The 16,805-nt window shown below is 41.3% G+C and carries 14 protein-coding genes; 3 read left to right on the plus strand and 11 right to left on the minus strand.

Annotated elements, in window-relative coordinates; all coding sequences use genetic code 11:
• The first annotated feature begins 242 nt into the window (after positions 1–242).
• On the plus strand, positions 243–1,619 hold the full coding sequence (locus tag LX92_RS20215) for a right-handed parallel beta-helix repeat-containing protein (RefSeq protein ID WP_146197886.1): 1,377 nt from the start codon (positions 243–245) through the stop codon (positions 1,617–1,619).
• A 114-nt stretch (positions 1,620–1,733) separates the two neighbouring features.
• Here LX92_RS20215 and LX92_RS20220 read toward each other — a convergent pair whose 3' ends face one another.
• Together LX92_RS20220 and LX92_RS20225 are read right to left on the minus strand one after the other, a co-directional pair.
• Complete coding sequence (locus tag LX92_RS20220) at positions 1,734–2,540, minus strand: universal stress protein (protein WP_109654515.1); 807 nt, start codon at positions 2,538–2,540, stop codon at positions 1,734–1,736.
• 228 nt (positions 2,541–2,768) lie between these two features.
• Positions 2,769–3,197, minus strand: a complete 429-nt coding sequence (locus LX92_RS20225) for an FKBP-type peptidyl-prolyl cis-trans isomerase (RefSeq protein WP_109654516.1) — start codon at positions 3,195–3,197, stop codon at positions 2,769–2,771.
• Between the two features lie 269 nt (positions 3,198–3,466).
• Here LX92_RS20225 and rlmF point away from each other — a divergent pair, with 269 nt between their 5' ends.
• Complete coding sequence (rlmF, locus tag LX92_RS20230; protein WP_109654646.1) at positions 3,467–4,354, plus strand: 23S rRNA (adenine(1618)-N(6))-methyltransferase RlmF; 888 nt, start codon at positions 3,467–3,469, stop codon at positions 4,352–4,354.
• Positions 4,355–4,412: 58 nt separating this feature from the next.
• Here the strand turns inward: rlmF and fabD are convergent, their stop codons facing one another.
• From fabD to LX92_RS20260, 6 genes are all read right to left on the minus strand, one after another.
• The gene (fabD, locus tag LX92_RS20235) at positions 4,413–5,288 is read right to left on the minus strand and encodes an ACP S-malonyltransferase (RefSeq protein WP_109654518.1); all 876 of its coding nucleotides are present in this window, start codon (positions 5,286–5,288) and stop codon (positions 4,413–4,415) included.
• A gap of 326 nt (positions 5,289–5,614) precedes the next feature.
• A complete protein-coding gene (locus LX92_RS20240) occupies positions 5,615–7,834 on the minus strand; it encodes a nitric-oxide reductase large subunit (RefSeq protein WP_109654520.1) in 2,220 nt (739 codons plus the stop codon).
• A gap of 629 nt (positions 7,835–8,463) precedes the next feature.
• A complete protein-coding gene (locus LX92_RS20245) occupies positions 8,464–9,084 on the minus strand; it encodes a YqaA family protein (RefSeq protein WP_109654522.1) in 621 nt (206 codons plus the stop codon).
• A gap of 171 nt (positions 9,085–9,255) precedes the next feature.
• Positions 9,256–10,581, minus strand: a complete 1,326-nt coding sequence (locus LX92_RS20250) for a DEAD/DEAH box helicase (protein WP_109654524.1) — start codon at positions 10,579–10,581, stop codon at positions 9,256–9,258.
• A gap of 5 nt (positions 10,582–10,586) precedes the next feature.
• Entirely contained in the window at positions 10,587–11,915 is a 1,329-nt protein-coding gene (locus tag LX92_RS20255; protein WP_109654526.1) for a DEAD/DEAH box helicase, read from the minus strand.
• A gap of 118 nt (positions 11,916–12,033) precedes the next feature.
• Positions 12,034–12,483: a KTSC domain-containing protein gene (locus tag LX92_RS20260; RefSeq protein WP_109654529.1), complete on the minus strand. Its 450-nt coding sequence runs from the start codon at positions 12,481–12,483 to the stop codon at positions 12,034–12,036.
• 72 nt (positions 12,484–12,555) lie between these two features.
• On the opposite strand from LX92_RS20260, the gene LX92_RS20265 reads away from it, so the two are divergent.
• Positions 12,556–13,308 (plus strand): DEAD/DEAH box helicase, encoded by a 753-nt coding sequence (locus LX92_RS20265; protein WP_223308433.1) that lies wholly within the window; start codon positions 12,556–12,558, stop codon positions 13,306–13,308.
• 174 nt (positions 13,309–13,482) lie between these two features.
• Here LX92_RS20265 and LX92_RS20270 read toward each other — a convergent pair whose 3' ends face one another.
• The 3 genes from LX92_RS20270 to LX92_RS20280 all read right to left on the minus strand — a co-directional run bounded on the left by LX92_RS20270 (position 13,483) and on the right by LX92_RS20280 (position 16,803).
• On the minus strand, positions 13,483–14,376 hold the full coding sequence (locus LX92_RS20270; RefSeq protein WP_109654531.1) for a DUF4382 domain-containing protein: 894 nt from the start codon (positions 14,374–14,376) through the stop codon (positions 13,483–13,485).
• 140 nt (positions 14,377–14,516) lie between these two features.
• Positions 14,517–14,855: a hypothetical protein gene (locus LX92_RS20275; protein ID WP_146197887.1), complete on the minus strand. Its 339-nt coding sequence runs from the start codon at positions 14,853–14,855 to the stop codon at positions 14,517–14,519.
• Between the two features lie 55 nt (positions 14,856–14,910).
• Positions 14,911–16,803 carry a monovalent cation:proton antiporter-2 (CPA2) family protein gene (locus tag LX92_RS20280; RefSeq protein ID WP_109654535.1) on the minus strand — a complete coding sequence of 631 codons (1,893 nt, stop codon included), beginning with the start codon at positions 16,801–16,803 and terminating at the stop codon, positions 14,911–14,913.
• Positions 16,804–16,805 lie beyond the last annotated feature (2 nt).

Here is a 16,805-nt window from a genome sequence, read left to right on the forward strand (position 1 = left end):
CTTCGATTATTATTGGCATAACGGGTGTCAAAAACCGGATTCACATCGTTTTTAGCGGTAAATGATCGACTGAAATGAAATGTGGGGTCTTCCTGCGGATGCATCTAATCGAAAAATCCCCATCTTTTACACTATACTTATAAGGCAAACGTTTCTGCAATAACGGCTACAACCATTATCCATACCTGTTACAATTTGATTTATGGTTGTTGTTTCCGGTTAACCTTGATTATAGTATTCCCATGAAGCACCTATCTTACTACCTACTGATGTTTGTCCTTATCTTTAATACGTCTTGCAGCCATGATGATTCCGATGCAAACGGAACAAGTACTCCCGATCAGGAGGATTTGGATGCAGAAGGTTTGCCGATTCGACTTTTTAGTGCACAATTGCCGCAAATTCCGACAGCCAATGAATATACGATCGAATTGGAGCGTTGGGATATTCCGAATACGAATACCGACGCTGCCAAGACCACTGCCAATCTACAGGCGGCTATTGATTGGGCCCATGATGAAGGTTACACCCGCGTAGTTTTGCCTGCCGGTGAATATTTGGTAGGTGAGGATATCAATGATATTTATTATGGGGGCATTGATATTTTCGGTAATACCGAATTCGTTTTCAGTGAAGGTGCCGTTTTGGCCATCGATACCAATGATAAATGGAATTACTGCGTATTGCGCTTAAACGGCGATAATATCATCGTTCGTGATGGTGTCATCAAAGGGGAACGCGATACCCATGTTTTTACCCCGCGTGAGGATGGTAAGACCGCCCATGATGAAGGACACGGTATCTGCGTTTGGGGCAATAACAATGTCTTGATCCAAAACATGGAAATACACAGTTTAACCGGTGATGGTTCTTTGGTGCTCGATTCCAACGATGTTACTTTTGTCGATAACAACATCTATAACAACAGACGTCAGGGTATTTCAATAGTGGGTGGTGTACGGATTGAAATAAAGGACAATGAAATTCATCATATAAAGGGAACCTCCCCTCAGTTTGGAATCGATATTGAAGGCCCTGGTCGTGTTGACGAGGATATTTTGATACAGGACAATTATTTTCATCACAATTCCGGTGGTGATATTGTAAATGCCACGGGTGGGAATGTCTATATTCTAGATAATGTGATGGAACAAGGTGATGGCAGTGAATATACTGACGGACCTATAGTTAGCTGGCATAAAACACATAATATTATTGCCCGAAACACGGTTACCATGATCAGTGGCTCTGCCAACGGTCGGTTGGGGTATATACAATACTCCCACGGTGGTGACAAGGGACATCATAGAGCGACGTATGTGCATGACAATATCATGAATAATTGTGGAATGTACATGTATAAAAGTGCTGATGCCGATGTGCGACGCAACCAATTCCTAGGGTACTTTTTGGCATTCTCAGATTTTGATAATGCCGTGTTGGTCGATAACCTGGTTACCTATTCCGAGGAATATACGAATCTTAGATATTGTTGGTCGTACCGTTTTAAAAATACCACAGGCTTCGCTAGTGGCAATTATCTAGGTGATCAACTTGAGGAATTGCCCCTATCGGAAAACGAGCCCTATACCATGCAATGTGTATTGGATGGTTGGTAGTACGGGATGTCAAATACCCAAAAGACTTAGTATAAGCCTATGTTACCCCTGAAAGGAAATTGTTAGGAATACGGGTGCGCCACGGAATTCCCGTGTCTTTATGGAATTGGATTGCTATTCGAGGGGTATTGACAATAATGGGATATTCAATCCCGAGGCCATTACCCTTGTTTTGCTCTTATGCATTATTGATTCCCAAAAACCATATTTTTTTGGCATCATTACCAATAATTCAGCCTTCGATTTGGTGATTTCCTTTTCTAAAACATCAATAACCGAATTCGACTTAACATTCTTATAAAAGAGTGTCACATCCTTTAGTCCTTTGTCAATCGAGTCATTGCTAAGGTTTCTTAACTGGTCAAGCTCCTGTTCCACATAAAAGACAGTGACTTCCGATTTTAGTTGCACCGCTATCTGCCGTAATTTGGCCAATGTTTTCAACGGTATGTCTTCCAACAAATCACAAGCAAAGAGGATTTTTTTCAAGGCAGTGAATTTTGCATGTATCGGAATGGCCAAAACAGGAAACCGTTTCATACTGATCAAAGCCGTTGCCGGGTTCCCCAGTAAATTCTGTTCTATGGATTTCGGGGACATCCCGATAACCAAAAATCTGCAGTCATGGACTTTCATTAGGTGGTCCACTTCCTGGTCCAAACTAGTAAAACTGGTCTTGTAGGTTACGTCAATACCGAATTTTTGAATTATATCTTGGGCCGTTTCCTTTAATTTCTCCCTATTCTTATCCATTAAGATCTCTACGTTTGTTGCAGATACCCTGGCATTTGAAGCATGGATAGGGAGTCTGAAAGCATTGAAAAGAATAAGTTTGGTATTAAGGTGTTTCGCTAGGGAAGCAGCATAGCGAACTGCGTTATCGGATAATTTGGAAAAATTCGTGGCAACTAGGATACTCATGGATTATATTGATTGTAGAACAAACAAAATTAATACATTCCAACCAAAAATAGTTAGTCGGGAAAAGGGTTTTATTGGTCAAAAACAAGGATTCCCTACAGTGGAAACCGGTAGTAATGATTTGTGATAATCTATGTTGGATATCGCTATACTACGCTAATTTATGGCAAAAAAAAGGAAGGTGTGTTGACCTTCCTTTTTTATTAAAGTTGTTTATTCCGAACTTATTTATTTGATTTCAACCAATTGAAGTTCAAAGGTCAGATCTTGACCGGCCAAGGGATGGTTGGCATCGATGATTATATCGGCCTCGTTCACTTCGGCCACACGTAATGGCTGCTCTGTTCCATCAGGATTTTTGGCCATTAGCGCCATACCTACTTCCGGAACCATACCTTCGGGAAGCTCTTCTTTCTTTACCCGTTGAAAAAGTTCCTTTTGTACCTCACCATAAGCCTCTTCCTTTGGAATGGTAATGGTCTTTTTTTCATTGATTTCCATTTCGATAAGGCCTTTTTCAAAACCTGGTATCAAGGCGCCTTGGCCCAAGGTCACCTCTAAAGGGTCTCTATCCACCGAACTGTCAAAAACCTGACCGTCACCTAATTTTCCTGTGTAGTGTACTTTGACCGTATCGTTGGCCTTAACTTTACTCATAAACTGAATTTTCAAAAATTTAACTTATTTCTTTATTGTCCGCAAAATTAAAGGCTATATAATGGCTCAAAGAATAATTTGCGTAAAATCTTCAAAAAAGAGCGGTTTTATGGGTATTTTATAAAGCTTTTGTACTTATTCATGACCATAATGAAGTTGTGAATAAGGTTTTTTGGATACTATCGGACTGATTATTGGAGGATTGGTGGGGAAACAATTCACCAAAAACTTTTGGGATTGCCCCTTTTAAATCACATACCTTTGCCATTATGCATCCACAAAATCCATATGGCAATCGGTATGACCTAAAAAGATTGACCGGGCATCATTCCGAATTGCAGCGGTATATCGTTTTGAATCCCTCAGGGGAGGAGACCATTGATTTTAGTGTTTCCCAGGCCGTATATACCTTGAACAAAGCGATACTCCTGGCCGATTTTAAACTCACCGATTACGAACTGCCAAAAGGGTATCTCATCCCTCCTATTCCCGGGCGATTGGATTATCTGTTGCATATACGGGATTTTCTTGTGGAGAAATTCGGCATGGATGTAGGTGCTGAATTACGGGGACTGGATATTGGCACGGGAGCGAACGGGATCTATTGTATTTTGGGGGGCCAACATTTCAATTGGAACATGGTGGGTTCGGAGAGTGATGCCAACGCCATAGCCATAGCGAAAGCGAACATACAATCCACCAAAACCTTGCAAGACCGTGTTGAGGTGCGTCACCAAGGGAATAAGGGTTTTCTTTTTAAGGATATTATACAACCCGGGGAACAATTTGATTTTACCCTGTGCAATCCACCTTTCCACAGCACTAAGGAAGAAGCCCAAAGAGCTTCGTTTAGAAAACTTAGGAATTTGGAAGGAGGTATCAACAAACGGGAACTCAAGCTTAATTTCGAGGGACAAGCGAATGAACTCTGGTGTAATGGTGGGGAGGCGCTCTTCATAAAGCGATTGATCAAGGAAAGTTTGGCGTTCAAAGAACAGGTACGCGTATTTTCCAGTCTGGTCGCCAAGGCGGAAAACCTCCTTAAGATTGAAAAACAACTAAAAAAGGCCAAAGCGCACTACCACATCACCCCTATGGATCAAGGGAATAAGAAAAGCCGGATTGTTCTGTGGTGGTTTGACTTGAAAACCGCATAAGACCTAGGCAGTCCCTTAATGATTGTAATTCAAATGGTTAGAAAAGTGTTTTTTCCGATTACGAAATTCCGTTTGTAGTTATATTTTTATGGATTTGACGAACAAGTCCCCTTAAAAAGTTACCCGGACCGATTTCCGTGAATTCAGTGGCCCCATCCTCTTCCATATGAAGCATCGTATGCCGCCACATTACCGGATGCGTCAATTGGTCGATCAGGTTTTTTTTGATTTGCCCCACATCATCACACGGTCGCCCTTTGACATTTTGATAAATGGGGCATGTTGGTTTTTTGAATTCCGTTTCCGCCACGGCCAAACTAAACTCTTCAACGATAGGTTCCATAAAGGGGGAATGAAAGGCACCACTAACGGGTAGATCTATGATTGCAAGAGCTGCAGGGCGTAGTTTGTCACACGCATCTTTTAGTGCTTTCTTTTCGCCGGAAATAACAACTTGTTTAAGGGCATTATAATTGGCGGGTACCACGATACCGTCGACATGCTTACAGATATCCGATACGATTACATCGTATAATCCTTCCACCACTGCCATGCCCGTATTCTTGTCATCACATACTTTTTGCATAAGTGAGGCCCGCTTGGCGATGAGTTTCAATGCCGATTCAAAATCCAAGGAACCAATGGCGGCCAAAGCGGATATCTCACCCAAGGAATGTCCGGCGACCATATCGGGCTTAAAGGCACTCCCAAGGGTTTTGGTTAAAATATAGGAATGTAGAAAAATGGCCGGTTGGGAAAACTGTGTTTGTTTTAAATCCTCATCAGTCCCCTCGAACATGACATCGGTAATTGAAAACCCTAAAATAGCGTTGGCTTTTTTAAAATAGTCCTGTGCCAATTCGGATGATTCATATAACGTTTTTCCCATACCGGGAAATTGGGTCCCTTGCCCAGGGAATAGATATGCATGCATATGCGATGGATTATTAAGAGATTCCACTTAAAGATATTTATAAATATATACGATAGTACAGATTTAGTTGCTAATTTTTTTAGGATCTCCCACGGGCAGTAGAAAAAAAGGTTGAAATGCAACAATCCCGGATTTTCATAGGGCTTAAAACCCTAGTGTGGAGGCTCTCCTTGTGTGTTCCCTCCAAGGGGCGTTTGGCTTCCTTTGAAACCGCCAAAGGGCATAAAAAAAAGGGAGCGTATAAAAACCTACGTCCCTTTTTCTATTTACAACCAATAACAAGCAATAACCTTCAGCACAGACGAAATGGTCTGTACCGATTCGTTTTAATTCCTTTTTTTGAGACAGTAGATCGTTTCCTGTATGGTAAACCAGCAGAAATAGAAAATTCCGACAGAAAAGATCACATCACCGATCATACGTAACCACTTTAAGGTCTGTACCGTTGGTGAATACAATAATTCCGCGTCCCTGGCAAAAGAATATCCTTTGGTAATCGAAGTGTAGGCTTGTATGATCCCTACCGGTAACAAACTTAAAACGACCATAGCAACCAATCCGATATTCAACCACCAGAAGGCTCTTTTTAGTTTTATGGAATCCCATACCCTATCGGAATAGAATCGCAGACAAATGATGATGAATCCCATCCCCAACAGACCATAAACACCGAATAAAGCCGTATGTGCGTGTACCGCGGTGGTATTCAATCCCTGTATGTAGTACAAGGCAATCGGGGGATTGATCAGGAAGCCAAACACGCCGGCGCCCACCATATTCCAGAAAGCAACCGCGATAAAGAAAAATATGGGCCATTTATATTTTTGAATCCATTCCTTGGACTTCAACAAATTCCAGTTTTCACGTATTTCAAAGCCCATGAGGGTAAGGGGTACTACCTCCAACGCACTGAATGTCGCCCCCAAAGCGATGGCCTGTACGGGTGTTCCTGAATAGTACAAATGGTGCAGTGTTCCGATGATTCCTCCTGCCAAGAATATAGTTGCCGAGGCAATAGAGGCCCTTCCTGCAGTTTTTGCCGAAAGGATTTTCATCCTCAAGAAGATAAAAGCAATGATCACCGTGGCAAAAACCTCGAAGAACCCTTCTACCCAAAGGTGTACCAACCACCATCTCCAATAATTGATGACAGGTAAACTACTGTTTTCACCATACATTAATCCGGAGAAGAAGAACATGCCGATAGCGATCACAGAGATCAAAAGGATGATCAACAAATGTTTTGAATCGTCATTCTTGCGAATGGCAAACAATACGTGTCTACCCACCATAAGTACCCAAAGTACCAAACCGATGCCTAGGAAAATCTGCCAGAATCTTCCAAGATCCATGTATTCATATCCTTGGTGACCAAAAAAGAAGTTGGTGGTTAGATCAAGGAATTGATGTACGCCCAACCACTCCCCCAGTAGTGATCCGAGTACGATGACCAATAGGGCTATGAATAGGAAATTGATTCCGAAAACCTGAAATTTCATTTCCTTACCACTGATCATAGGGGCCAGGAACAATCCTGTGGCCAACCATGTGGCAGCAATCCAAAAGACGGCCAATTGCGTGTGCCATGTCCTTGTGATGGAATAGGGTAAAAAACTTGATAAATCGAACCCGAAGAAAGCCTGCCCCTCAACGGTATAGTGCACGGTTAAAGCCCCCAAAACCACCTGAAGGGCAATCAATAAGGAGATAACGATAAAGTATTTTAAAACGGATTTCTGTGATTTTGTCAGTACAAGCTTGTCCAAGGGATCATTTTCTGGATGCAATAGCGCATCGCCCTTTTCATGGTTTCGAATATAATAATAGCTCAATGCCCCAATGAACAATAATAGAAGTACGATCGAAAATCCTGACCATATTTGTGAATCGGGTGTAATGGTATTGTCGATCAGGGGTTCGTGCGGCCAATTGGAGGTGTAGGTATACTCCTTATTGGGTCTATTGGTACTTGCTGCCCATGACGTCCAGAATAAAAAGGCATTTAGCTGTGCCAGCTTTTCGGTGTCTACCAAGGCACCTTCTGGAATCGCATATTTTTCGTGTCCGTTCGAAAAGATATCCGCATAGTGTTTTGAATTATTCGCAATAGCGTCAAAACGGGCTTGGGAAATTGTTATGCCTTTATTATCAGGGTTATAGGTGTTGGTCTTTATATCTTTGATCAAACGGGCTTTTAATGCCGCCTTACGCTCCACGTCCAAATCGTCGTAGGTGGAATTATAGTCCTTCTTTGCCCAGGCGTTGAGCATAAAAACCGCTTCCTTATGAATCCAATCGGCTGTCCAGTCAGGTGCTACATAACTTCCGTGGCCCCAAATGGAACCTACTTCCATGCCCCCTATCGATTCCCATACATTCTGCCCTATTTGTATGTCACTTTTTGTTAAGACCGTTTCACCGGTTTCGGCAATAACTACTGTTTCCGGTATCGGCGGTTGTGTTTGATAAACTTCGGTACCCACCCATATCAAGGCAATAAAGGAGAGTATTACTACGCTGGAAAATCCTATCCAAACTTTTTTCATGGTTGTTGTTGTTTTTCTTTTCAATAAATAATTCAAGCTACAGTGCTCATGCTTTGTGAGCTTTTACTTTGGTTTCGTTGATTTTTTATAGTTGTTTTTTTAACGACATGGTAAAGGGTTGTTGCCCATTGCTACAGTTGTTGGTTTTTGGTTGTTAATGTTGTTTTCATATGTATTGGCATTAAAAATTCAAAGTCATTGTATCTGTTCAATACACTCCTACCTCAAGGAGGTTTTGGTGTTGGTCACTTTAATAAAGGAGTAAAAGACCTTTTTGTCCTTTTAATAAATATCATTTTCCATTCTTTTTAAGTTTTGTAGGTCCATTGCCCAATATATTAAGAGGTTGGTGGTGAATTCCCTTCCAATCTGTTGGTCAAAAGGCACTTCCCTTTAACTCCATTCGCGATATTTTGAAAACTAAATATCCCAAATTTCGGGTGCAAATATAATGATATTTTTAAAACGGACTAAAAGGTCCTGTTTAAAATTTGGTTAGTTTTGCTTGGTATAAAGAGGTGCAACGCTAGCTTAAAGTTAATTCCCCATAAACGACTACTGTGCTCCCATTTATACGAAGCAGAATAAATTATAGGGTGTATTTCACCGGAAATTAAAAGAACGCTATCCTAAAAAATGTTGAATATGACGATGGCATACAGGTAAAAACGTACAAACCGCAATAATCCGAAGAGTAGATAATTCCTAAATCGGTAATGTATGAGTCCGGCCGCAATACTGGTCATGGCAAAAGGAATGGGTAATAAGGCTCCCACAATAATGAGGAATCCCCCCCATTTTCGGATCATTTTCATATGTTTTGCCATTTTCACCTCAAAATAAGCCTTCATCGAAGGAACTTTCGAAATGGCCTTGCCCTCAAAAAAGGAAATTATGCCCCCAAGATAGGATATTAGCGCAAGTACCGACAAATATAAGATGGGGGTGTCGGTCTTACCGGCCCATGCTATAAAGATTTCCGGGGGAACCAAGCCCAAAAGCGATTCTGTGGCTAGGAAAACACTTAAAATAATCAAAGGACTATACGTAGTAGTAATCGAGGTGAATAGATCGTGAAAATCGATTACATACAAATGAACAAGCCATAACCCTATGATAAATAGGGATATAGGTACAATGACCTTACCTAAACTGGATTTAATAAATGCGTAAAAACCAGTATAGGAATAGTATTGGTGGAGCAATCTTATTCTAGACTTTTTGGCATTTAGTTTAGGACTTCGTTCCATAGTTATCTTAAAAGTTTTTCAATTTTAAAAAGGAGTATAATCGACATGGATTTTTTTGTTAAAACGGCTGTATTACTCCTGCTATAATTTTTGCAAAAATAAGATACGCTACCAGAAACATTACCAAGGAGTTGTTAAAAGTGCTGTTTCCTACAAAATTCCCCTTACTTCCTACAGTACCGTCACGCGCACTTTTTTATTCTTTAAGCGGGAATTATTCAGTTTTTGAACCAATTGATTGGCGATGGATAAGGGAACGGCTACAAAGGCACAGTCCTGTTTTAACTCAATTATACCCAATTGGTCTTTTTTGATACCGCCTTGTTTGAAGAAGAGTCCGGCAATATCACCTTTCGAAATCTTGTCTTTTCTGCCTCCTGAAACAAAGAGGGTTTCCCAATGCCGGGGGGTTGGTAGGGATTTATGGGGGGTGTTGTTGGAAATATCCACCGTTTCCACATCTTTGATAAATCCGGGTACATATTCTTTTTCCCACTGCAATACATATGCGGTTCCTTTTTCGTTTACACGGGCCGTTCTGCCATTTCTGTGGGTAAACTCTTCTACAGCCCTAGGAAGCTCATAATGAATGATGTATTTCATTTCTGGAATATCAATTCCCCTAGCCGCCAAATCGGTAGCGATCAAAACTTGACAGGTACCGTTCCTGAACTTGATCAGCGAGCGTTCCCTATCCCGTTGCTCCATTCCCCCAGAAAAACAGGTGTGATGAATATGGTTTTTGTCCAAAAAGGTACTTACGCGTTCAATACTGTCCTTAAAGTTGCAAAAAATGATCCCGGGTTCATTGCCAATGTGGTGCAGCAAATCCACCAAGGTTTGTAATTTGTCCTTGTCGGGGGACACCACCGTTTTAATGGTCAGTCTGGATTCCTTTTTTGTATTCAGGTAATTAATGAAAGTAGGCCCTACACATTGCACAAAATCTGGAATTTCAACACCCTTTGTGGCTGAAGTCAGAATACGTTTTTCAAGATTTGGCAATTGATTGATGATGGTACTCATTTCTCCCTCAAAACCGGTTTCCAACGATTTGTCAAACTCATCCAATACCAAGGTCTTGATATCCGTTTTTGAAAAACGGCCACTACCAAAATGGTCCGCGATCCTACCAGGGGTTCCGATTAAGAGGGCCGGAGTGTGTTTCAGTTCGATCTTATCCTTGGAGATGGGCCTACCCCCATACACCGCATTCACCTTAAAACCCGAACCCATATCACGCACCACTTGTTCTATCTGTATGGCCAGCTCCCGTGAAGGTACTAATATCAGGGCCTGTACCTCGGTGCATTCGGGATCCAGGGTCTCGATAAGTGGTAATAAAAAGGCAAGGGTTTTTCCGGTACCCGTGGGGGACAGCAATACGGTATTTGCCGTTTTTTCGATAACCTCGATCGCTTCCTCCTGCATCGGGTTCAATGCGGGAATTCGTAACTTATCTAAAATATCCTGTTGATTTCGTATCGTATTGGCCATAGGTGTTACTTCTTTTGGGGGCCCTCGGTTTTAGTATGGGGCGTACCGTGCATCAAATGGTCGGCCAATACTTTTTCTATCAATTCCTCTTTGGTCAAATGATGGAAAATGGTCTTTATTTTTTCTTTGGTTTCCCCAGAAACCGTACGGTTGGGCTTGGTTTTGAATATTTTCTTGGCCCAAAGCACTAAATTTATTTCTTCCCGATCTGCTTCATTTTCTTTCTTCAACTCGGAAAAAACCAGTCCCAATTCCTTTTCGAATTCGGGAATATCAGGAAGTTCCTCTGCTTGTATGATGCTTAACGAAAGTCCCTTTGCCCCTGCCCTAGCCGTACGGCCACTTCGGTGTACATAGGCTTCATAAGTATCTGGTAGGTGGTAATTGACCACATAGGAAATTTCCTTTACGTCGATACCACGGGCCGCTAAATCGGTAGCCACGAGAATATCGATGTATCCTTCCCTGAATTGTCCCATGATCCGATCTCGGATGCCTTGGGTAAGACTACCATGGATGGCCCCGGAGGAGAATTTATGAATGGCCAATTTCTTCGCCAATTTGTTAACGGCCGCTTTGGTTTTACAGAAAATAATACCCCGTTGCCCTTCTTTGCCATTCAGAAAATGGAGTAGAACCTCCAACTTTTCAATAGGTGCTACCACAATATATCTATGATCGATTCCTTGGTGTCCCATTTGGGCCATATCGGCCTCTAGGTGTACTACGTGTTTCGACATGTAATTCTGAACCAATTGCTTTACGGTTCCAGGCATGGTGGCGGTAAACAACAATGTCCTTCTCGATTTGGGCATCTCTGCATCTAGGGTATCCAAGTCGGACTTTAAGGCCGTGACCATCTCATCGGCCTCGTCCAAGACCAAATAGTTCAATTTTTTAATGCTGACGGCCTCACGCTGGATCAAATCGATCAATCGTCCGGGCGTCGCCACAATAATATGGGTCGTTTCTTTTAAGCGTTCTATTTGGGGTTTTATGGGAATACCACCACAAACGGAGGCAATGGAAATGGCCGGACTGTGGGAGGCATACGAAACGAGGTTCGTGTAAATCTGTTGCCCCAATTCCCGTGTGGGAGCCAATATAAGCGCCTGGACATCCGTTTTTTCCGGGTTTATCAATTGCAACAAAGGCAGACCGAACGCAGCCGTTTTACCGGTTCCCGTTTTTGCCAAAGCGACGACATCCTCTTTTTGGTTCAAGAGTATGGGAATGGTCTTTTTCTGGATATCCGTAGGAACGGAAATCTTTAATTCGGTTAGACTTTCTAGAAGTTGTTCCTTGATTCCTAAAGCGGAAAATTGATTTGACATATAATGAAATGGATTTGCACAAAGATAACTACACGAAATGGGCAATCGTGTAAAGTGCTGTACTAATTCTTTTTAAAGGCCGTAAATACGCCTTAACAGAAAATGCTTATTCCGCAGTTTAAGCTTCCTGAAGGGTTCGTTTTGATTTTCTGTACGTGTATTTGGGATAGATGGAGCGTTTTGCAAATCGATTCAATTTGTTGGCATTTACCATCTTTATATAAATAGGTTTGGTAACCCCAAAGTATTCGTACGTCGTTCCATCAGAAAAAGTGATTTCCAAAACCAAGCCGTTATGGATAAACTCAGCAATCCCTGAATTGGAGATGGTCTCAGTATAGGCGTCTCGATTCGCAGCCAGGGTTTCTGGGGCGATACTTACCAAAAAATGGTATCCATCAATAATAGAACGACTATTTACTTCAGCCTCTTCCCGTTGGACATCACCTTCTTGAAACTTATCAGGATGCCATTCCTTTACTAAATTACGGTATGTGGTCTTTAATGTCTTAAGATCGATATCCTTTTCAACACCAAATAGCTTCTTATATTGATTTATACGTTTCATAGTCTTTTTTTACGAGGCGCGAAACTACACCTTTATTCTGAACCACTTAGCGTAAAAACAGGCTTTTTTATTTTGGCTGGAACAGCCATGAAAACGGGAAGGGTCCAAAACGTACAAAAGCAACTATTTTGCGAAGAGGATTTCTTTCCATTTCAAGGTGTTATATTTGCCCTGTTCAAATGGAACAGTATACCAAACCGTTATCCTTTTAAGCCTATGCCTTTTAAAAAATTACACGCCAATATACTAGAGCGCCTAGAGCGTATGGATATTGCAACACCAACCCCTTTTCAGCGCCGTAGTATACCGGTTATAAAAAGTGGTGCCAATGTATTTTGTACCGCACCGAAAGACAGTGGAAAAACAACCACGCTTATACTTACCACTTTGCAAAAATTAAAATGTGAAGCGGTGGGGAATGCCCCAAGGGCCGTGGTTTTGGTGGAGAATAAGGAAAAGGCAATGGAATTATACCAAGAGTTCCTACGGTATACCAAATACAATTCACTCCGGGTTTATGTAGGGTATGAAGAATTGCATATCGATATACAGAAATCTGAGATTTTTGAGGGTGTGGATATTCTTATTTCGACGCCTAAGACAATGAATAAGTTATTCCTATTGAATGGGGTGAGTACCTCACAATTGAAGATATTCAGTATTGATGATGCGGAATTTTTGATTCAAAAATCAGACTCCAGTGCCATTATTTCCATTACACAGAGCATTCAAAAATGCCAGTATGTGCTATACACTGAGGAATTACACCCCAAAATAAAACGTTTTGAATCGTATTTTATGGAGCATTCCAGAATAGTACAATAGGTTGTTTTATAGGGGTGTTGTGCATTAAAGCTATTTCAATAGGGCAAGTATTCCTTCCAATTCAGTAAGGTTACGACTAGAACGATTATCCGTGAGCCATACATTGCATTTGACGGGGTAAAACAAAAAAAGCGGAATAATAAAATCCCGCTTTTAACTATATGTAATGTTATATTATTCTTCTGGTAACAACTCAAAATCTAGAACCGTCTTATTGGCAGCTTGTATTTTAACGTCTTCAGAGGTCTGCATAATATACCCTTCTTTTTCAGTGACTACCGTATAGGTGCCGGCTTCAAGGCCCATAATCATATACGCGCCATTGATATCGGTAAAAGCACTGGTATTTAAGGTGTCTGCAATGTAAACACCGACTTGGGCACCTTCGATACCTACGGGAACTTCTTCGCGGCTTTCTGTGATAAGCCCCATGAGGGTACCTGCCGTTGACATATTACAGGCCTTAATGACTGGTTTGAAATTGAATCCAGTGATTGAATTTAAATCCTTACTGTTTCCTTTTGCCACAAAGGATCTACTAATATCAAAATCAAGCAAAAGGTCAGAGCTTAGTCCACCATTCACAGCAAGGCCAGGTTTAATAAAGACTTTGATTCCTGATTGCGACCCACTTGGCACCTTTAAATCAAAGGTAGTTCCATCTGTAAGTATCACATTGACACCTTTAACGTAGACACGGATTAAATCATAGGTCCCTACAGGAACACTCAAGTCGACCAATTCCTGGGTAACACCATTGGTGAGCTCTAAGAGGTTTACCTGTACTTCCTCTTCCATAAGTACCACAAAGGATTTTCCATTTTCGGTAGTCATATTAGTTGATGTACTATCGATAGCTTGGCCATCGAATTCCATGTTACCCTTATAACGGGCATCCACTTTGAAAACGGTCACATTTGCTTCGGCGACAAGATCATGTGGAAAAGGCGCATCAGTCAATTTTACCGATAGGCGACCATAGTCATTATTGTTATCATCATTATCGGAACATGACATGAGCAAGGTGCAAAATGCAAAAAGCACAATTGAAAACTTTGTAACTTTCATAAATTCAAAATTTATAATTAATGTTGGAGGTTTAACCCCTACTGCAGGGGATTATACAATTAACAACATATAACGATTTAACCCTACTTCATTTTTCATTTCTTCGATGAACTACTCCTATTTAACGCTTTCAGAAACATTCATTTGAAAGAATTAACCAAACTATGGAGTAATTTAAGGGCTATGTGGAGTCCGTCTATATCACCCTTTAATCCAAATAAGCCATCGAAATGACATTGATATAACCACGGAGTGGCCCCTGTATTGAACAATTGGCTAGATCGGCCCGTGGTACGTGGGGATTGCCGAAAAGCTCCCCGGTAATAATTGGGGATAAAAACCGATAATTGTCCTCTTTGGATTAAATCGGCTTTATCTGGATCATGAATCATTTCCCAAATTACTTTATAGGCCTTTTCGATTTGGCCCTTCATGTAAAGTCCATAAATATAAAAAGCCGCTGCATGGTTATATACCACTATAGAGAGCGTTTTGGCAAACACGTAAAATTTATCGATGAATGGTATTTTTGCTCTAGGTATTGTCTTCGGTTTTCAACAAGGTCTTTCGTATGGCCTCACTATCCCAATGTTGATCGTACTCGACGATACCTCTTTTAAAATCCTCGTTTAGGTATTTTTCTTGTTGCTCTAGCTCCTGTCTTGCCTTAAAAATATAGTTCTTTTCGTCTTTAGGTTCTTTGGCCAAACGTCTAAGGATGCCTTCATCATATTGAATAAATTTATGGACCTGTCTGTTTAGGGTGTATTTTCTGAAACCCATTTTACTGAGTACGTCCTTGGCCAATGTTAAGGAAGTTTCCAACGATTCGCGATAAATGTTTTCCATGCCCAGATTTAATAACCCATAAGCGTCATATCTGTTTTTTGCCCGGATCATTAGTTCTACATGGGGATATTTGGATTTTACCAGTTTGGTTATCCGTCGGGTAACATCGGGGTTGTCTACGGCGCAGATCAAAATTTTCGCTTCGGCGATTCCTGCTGCTTCCAAGAGGTCTAAACGTGTGGCATCCCCATAATAAACTTCAAATCCCATTTTACGTAGAAAATCGACGCGATTGGAGTCTTGGTCCAAAATCGTGGCCTCTACCCCATGTGACCGTAAGAACCGCCCAACGGTGTTGCCAAAATGGCCAAACCCAACGAGGATTATCTTTTGGGATTTCGCAATATGGTCCATAGGTCTTTTTATCGACTCCTTAGTCCCGATTTTAGGGAGGATCAAACGTTCATTCACCATGCCGATAATCGGTGTCAAGGTCATGGTCAATGCCGTTATGACCAGCATCATATCCATTTGACCACTATTTAGGATATTGAGGTTAAAGGCAAAGGAGAGCAATACAAAGGCAAATTCACCAATTTGTGCCAAACTGAAGGTGAGTAGTAATTTTTGATCTAGTTTTAATTTAAAAATATGTCCCGTAATAAATAAAACAATGGCTTTTAAAACAATAATGGCGAACAATATTCCCCCAATGGTCAAGGGACTTTTAGCGATGACCACAAAATTTATGGATGCGCCTACTGCCATAAAGAACAATCCCAACAATAAGTTCTTGAAGGGTTCCAATGTGCTTTCGAGTTCGTGTTTAAATTCACTGTTAGAGAGTACTACCCCTCCTAAAAAAGCACCTAAAGCGGGACTTAGTCCAACATACTCCATTAAGTACGAAATACCGAAAACAATCAATAAGGCAGAAGCGATCAATAACTCCCTTACCCCCGTATTTGCTACTTTACGTAACATGGGAACGATTAAATATTTACCCGCGACGATAATCAGTACGACCGATAAAATAATAGCCAGTGTTTGAAATCCTAACGGTAAGGTATCCAGTAGATTGGCATGCTCTCCATGATTTTCCCCTGTAGTGCCTCCTTCTGAATTGGATAATAAGGGTATAGCACCCAGCATCAGGATCACAATGATATCTTGAAACAGTAAAATAGAAAAGGAAGAAGAACCAAAGGTGGTATCCATCAACCCCTTTTCCTTAATCGTCTGCAATGCGATTGCCGTAGACGATAGGGCGACGGCCATTGATATGACCAGGGATACTTTCCATTCAAACCCCAAAAACATAAAGAGAACATACGATAATAGCATGGTCCCCGCGACTTGAATACCTCCCATACCGAGAATGGTTTTCCGCATTTTCCAGAAGTTTTTGGGTTCAATTTCAAGTCCGATCAAAAACAACATAACAACTACCCCGAATTCTGCAAAATGAAGAATGTCCTGACCGTCTTCCCCGATATAACCTAACACGTACGGACCTATTAAAACACCAGCCAATAAATATCCCAAAACAGAGCTGAGGCCTAATCGTTTGGCGACGGATACACAGATAATGGCTCCCGCTAAAAATACTATGGCTTGAAAAAGTATACTTCCTGTCATGA

It is taken from the genome of Maribacter polysiphoniae (assembly GCF_003148665.1).
Taxonomy (GTDB): Bacteria; Bacteroidota; Bacteroidia; order Flavobacteriales; family Flavobacteriaceae; genus Maribacter_A; species Maribacter_A polysiphoniae.

Coding starts and splice junctions, on each gene's coding strand:
- LX92_RS20220 (WP_109654515.1), bottom strand. CDS start 2,540: ATGAGTATCCTAGTTGCCACGAATTTTTCCAAATTATCCGATAACGCA.
- LX92_RS20280 (WP_109654535.1), bottom strand. CDS start 16,803: ATGACAGGAAGTATACTTTTTCAAGCCATAGTATTTTTAGCGGGAGCC.
- LX92_RS20225 (WP_109654516.1), bottom strand. CDS start 3,197: ATGAGTAAAGTTAAGGCCAACGATACGGTCAAAGTACACTACACAGGA.
- fabD (WP_109654518.1), bottom strand. CDS start 5,288: ATGCATGCATATCTATTCCCTGGGCAAGGGACCCAATTTCCCGGTATG.
- LX92_RS20215 (WP_146197886.1), top strand. CDS start 243: ATGAAGCACCTATCTTACTACCTACTGATGTTTGTCCTTATCTTTAAT.
- LX92_RS20250 (WP_109654524.1), bottom strand. CDS start 10,581: ATGGCCAATACGATACGAAATCAACAGGATATTTTAGATAAGTTACGA.
- LX92_RS20255 (WP_109654526.1), bottom strand. CDS start 11,915: ATGTCAAATCAATTTTCCGCTTTAGGAATCAAGGAACAACTTCTAGAA.
- LX92_RS20260 (WP_109654529.1), bottom strand. CDS start 12,483: ATGAAACGTATAAATCAATATAAGAAGCTATTTGGTGTTGAAAAGGAT.
- LX92_RS20245 (WP_109654522.1), bottom strand. CDS start 9,084: ATGGAACGAAGTCCTAAACTAAATGCCAAAAAGTCTAGAATAAGATTG.
- rlmF (WP_109654646.1), top strand. CDS start 3,467: ATGCATCCACAAAATCCATATGGCAATCGGTATGACCTAAAAAGATTG.
- LX92_RS20240 (WP_109654520.1), bottom strand. CDS start 7,834: ATGAAAAAAGTTTGGATAGGATTTTCCAGCGTAGTAATACTCTCCTTT.
- LX92_RS20270 (WP_109654531.1), bottom strand. CDS start 14,376: ATGAAAGTTACAAAGTTTTCAATTGTGCTTTTTGCATTTTGCACCTTG.